Genomic DNA, 4,091 nt, shown 5'->3' with positions numbered 1-4,091 from the left:
GTATTAGCCATATTATAACCGCTAAATATTTAATAAATAATATTTTGTCATTCGACTCCTCTGGAGTCGGAATTATATTTATTTGATTTCTTTCTACAAACATTCGACCCCTACGGGGTCGTCATCATTTTGTTTAAATTTTTCTATAGCTATTTGTCTCCGCTGGAGACAGTTTGATAATATCCTTTATCGAGTCCAGAGGACTCGTATGTCTGTAGCATGATATCAGAGAATAATATCCCGCTCCAGAGGAGCGGTATGTTGATATTTTGTTTGTTCGTTTTATCATTTTGTCATTCGACTCCTAACGGAGTCCATAATATCTAAACCTTATTCAAGCTATGATTCTTTATGCAAAACTGAATGCACGATAAGTGAAACTGCCGTGCTGTCCCGTTCCGACTTGGTTTTGTTACCGTCCGGAAGCGATTGTTTAACTACTGATCGTCTGCAGCCGTTTGCTGACGAAAACATTTTACTTTTATCGATCTCTTTCATTATTCTTTCTGTCTCTGCAAGCGCACACTAAGCCGACTCAGATGTTATGTAGGTCGATTCGGTGAACCGACTTTTCATAATTAGACGCGACAGCGTCCCGTCTTACAAATTTTAATCACTGCGGCAGGCCAGCGATCTCTTTCATTATTCTCTCTGTCTCTGACAGTGCACACTAAACCGACCCAGATGTTATGTAGGTCGATTCGTTGAATCGACTTTTCATAATTAGACGGGACAGCGTCCCGTCCTACAAATTTGAATCACTGCGGCAGACCAGCGATCTCTTTCATTATTCTCTCTGTATCTGCAAGTGCCACAATCATTTTCTGATAATGTTCGATATCGGCATTGGTAAGAGTTCTACCCTTACGGTCTTTCAGCCATTTTTGTGCGGGTTGGTATCCGCCGACGTAGAAGTTCCAAGCTGATTCCGGGACATTACCAAAGTATTGATCTTTGTTGATATATACATTGCGTCGCCCTGAGCTTGTCGAAGGGCTGTCTTTGTACGCCAATTTCTCAACTATATCTGATCCGCTTACCGGATAGGTGGTAATAAATTTATGGATTTTCGGCGATTCGAGAAGATGGAGCAGACGCAATTCAGTGCCAAATGCAACAAGCTTTTTAAAACTCTTTGCATCTTTTGGATACGGCACACGCGGGAAATCTATTTTTAGAAACTCTTTGTATTTTTCGCGATAACTTGGTGAGTGTAAAACTGCATATATATAATCAAAAATATCTTCGGGAGTAACTTTGCCGACAATTTTTTCTATCTCTTTAAATATTTCTTTTTTGAGGTTTGGAATGCGAGATCCATCTTGTATATAAAGGTAAAGAGGAAACAAATATGTCCCCCCTCTATTGCTATAGTTCGTTCTTTCATCAATCATCGAATCTGTTATTAACACATGGTTATAGCCACCTTCTTGAAAAACTTGTTTCATCAGTGCTAAACCTAAATTCTGTTTAAGAAAGTGTTTTGAAGTATCAATTCGTGAGCGGCCAATAAACCCTGATGACCTTCCAGTATAGACAAGGTATCGAAAATCAAACGGTCTGTAATTGTACTTCACTATTTCATATTTTTGCAATATATCTTCCTTAGCATCGGCAAAATTCCACCCGCTTGATTCCTTCCTGCTTGGATATTTGGTTTTTAATTCGGTTAAATCGAAGTTGCAAAAATCATTTATCACTTTTTCTAAATATTTCTTATCCGTGGATATTGCAAGCTCATCGTTTTTTGTTTGAATACCAGAGTTATGTACAGGCATTAGTTCATCAATTTTAAAACCCATACAGTGTTCTTTTTCCAATCCAAAATCCTTGGGCACAAAGAAATAGCGAGGCTCTTTATAATTCAGTTTCTTCCATTTAATTTTCCTTAAATCGCTTTCATCCAAAGATTTGAATTTGAGTGCTCTTGTTCCGTATAGCTCAGAGTGGTAAACATTTCCCAAAGTAGATTTCTTTTGTCTAGTTCTAACAAAAATATTTATAGAAACACCTTGCATAATATCGAATACGTTTCCATCCTTGCTTCCATCAGGTGCTTTTTCTTTTTTCTTAGCATTGCCGTGGAGATCAAGAATATAAATATCATCAAATGTTTCAAGCAGGTGCTTTCTCATCTGGCGATGTGTAATACCGTCTATAAATGAATTGTTGGTAATCATCGCCACGATGCCGCTCTTGTTTTTCTCTATGAAGTGTTCAGCAAAGCGAATGAATTTTACGTAGTCGTCATCAAGATTGATCTTTTTCTCATTGAGGTTTTTCTTGTAATCCTTAATTAAATTCAGTATCCACTCACCTTTATTTGAAGAGCTTATGCTATACGGTGGGTTGCCAATTACAACCATGATAGGCGATTCGTTTTTTATAACCGATGCTTCTTTGGATTCCTCTGCAATACTTTCAGCAAAACCAAAACCCATAAACATGCTTTCTTGGACGGCACTCTCTTCAAGAGAGTTTGTCAGATAGATACCGAGGCGGCGATGGAAGTTCCAGAAGCCTGTCTCCTTAAAAGCCATACTCAGCTTCAGGTGGGCAATCGTGTATGGGGCCATCATAAGCTCAAATCCGTGCAGTCGCGGCAGCAAATCGTTATGCACATAAGTCGTCCAGCGTCCCTTCTGTCCACCCTTAAGTAAACGTTCATAGATAATGCGAATAGCCGCGCTGATAAATGTGCCCGTTCCCACAGCCGGATCAAGAATCTGTACACGGTGCACACCGTTTGCTGTTTTTGATGTGTCGGCTAAACCGGAAGGAAGTCCAAAATCTTTTTCGAGCAGGTAATCGACAGAACGGACAATGAACCGCACAACGGGCAGGGGCGTATAAAAAGCGCCCATCTTTTTCCTGAGATCGGGGTCGTATTCTTTTAAAAAGTCTTCATAAAAATGAATAACAGGATCTGGTCCCTCATGCGTTTTTCCCCATAAATCATCTTTGAAATATTGTTTCATCAACTCCGGGACATTCGCGTGTGAAAAAACTTCGCACAGCTCATTAACGATATACTCAAGACGCTTGTCGAAATTGGGTCCGACTATGTGGTCAAAGAAATGTCTAAGAAGAGGATTTGATGCCGGTACAAGGTCGCGTGCTTCCTGTCTTGTAAAATTTTCTGGAGTTACATCGTGATAGCGGGCTACAAAGAGTCCGTAAACAAGTGTTTGCGCATACATATCGGCAAAAGATTCTTCTGAAAGGTCGTGGACAAGAAGTTTTTTAATAGTATCGTAAACGCGTATTATCTCAGTGTTTTTTTCCGACTTATTTGAAAGAAACTGTTTTACGTTATCCCGAATCCGTTGCGCCTTACCTCCCATAATTTTTGAAAGGTGTTCGCCCGAGCGTATCGGCTCTTTATGCGATTGTGTAAAGTCGAGCAGAGTTTTGGCGGCGTGGTCATAATTTTCCGGGACAGCCACAATCTTTCGATGCTTGATATCATAATCCGCTAGCTTGATTGGTCCTTGATAAGGTAAACCATTTCTATAGAAACGAAATTCAACGTAGTCCGTTAGAATTAAATTGGCATATCCGAAATATCTTGCCATTTGTTCTGACTTCTCCACTTTATCCAAAGAGACGCCGATGTCTTTGGCTTCAATGTAGAGAATTGGTACATCGTGTTTTAGTACTACAAAATCCGGTTTGTTTCCTTGCTTTGCTCTTGCATCGTGGTCTATACGCCGGACATTTATTGACTCGAAAATTCCTTTTAATAAAATTTCAAAGTCGGTGCGGTAACCCATTTCGCTCGTTTCTTCGTGAGAGAATTTAGACGAGATGGATTTAATATAATTTTCAAAAATATTTTGCATGATTTCAATAAAGACGTGTTTGTTCAGGACTCGAATTCCTTTGTTGGCAGTTGCGATTGACGCATAATGGATTTCAGAGTTCCGAATTTGATCTCTTCGTGGTTAGGAACGGGAACAGTAATCGTGGAGGAGCCGGTTTTTTTCTGCACAATAATGTGGCTCCCACGCTGCCGAACTTTCTGAAAACCGTGTTGGAAAGGATATGACAGACCTCCTTGCCAGAGAGGATTCTCATTTTAGCCAACGGCT

At 39.9% G+C, this 4,091-nt stretch carries 2 protein-coding genes and 1 pseudogene; all 3 read right to left on the bottom strand.

All coding sequences use genetic code 11. The features are described from left to right. Nucleotides 1-339: 339 nt before the first annotated feature. Complete coding sequence (locus QME58_14160) at nt 340-498, bottom strand: hypothetical protein (GenBank protein MDI6804957.1); 159 nt, start codon at nt 496-498, stop codon at nt 340-342. 260 nt (nt 499-758) lie between these two features. Further along, nucleotides 759-3,842, bottom strand: a complete 3,084-nt coding sequence (locus QME58_14155) for an N-6 DNA methylase (protein ID MDI6804956.1) — start codon at nt 3,840-3,842, stop codon at nt 759-761. Nucleotides 3,843-3,865: 23 nt separating this feature from the next. Then, nucleotides 3,866-4,086 (bottom strand): annotated as a pseudogene (locus QME58_14150) (type II toxin-antitoxin system HicA family toxin). Nucleotides 4,087-4,091 lie beyond the last annotated feature (5 nt).

The sequence above is a fragment of the Bacteroidota bacterium genome, assembly GCA_030017895.1.
In the GTDB taxonomy this organism is placed as follows: Bacteria; Bacteroidota; Ignavibacteria; order UBA10030; family BY39; genus JASEGV01.
This window is presented reverse-complemented; position numbering and strand designations above follow the sequence as displayed.

Coding starts and splice junctions, on each gene's coding strand:
- QME58_14155 (MDI6804956.1), bottom strand. CDS start 3,842: ATGCAAAATATTTTTGAAAATTATATTAAATCCATCTCGTCTAAATTC.
- QME58_14160 (MDI6804957.1), bottom strand. CDS start 498: ATGAAAGAGATCGATAAAAGTAAAATGTTTTCGTCAGCAAACGGCTGC.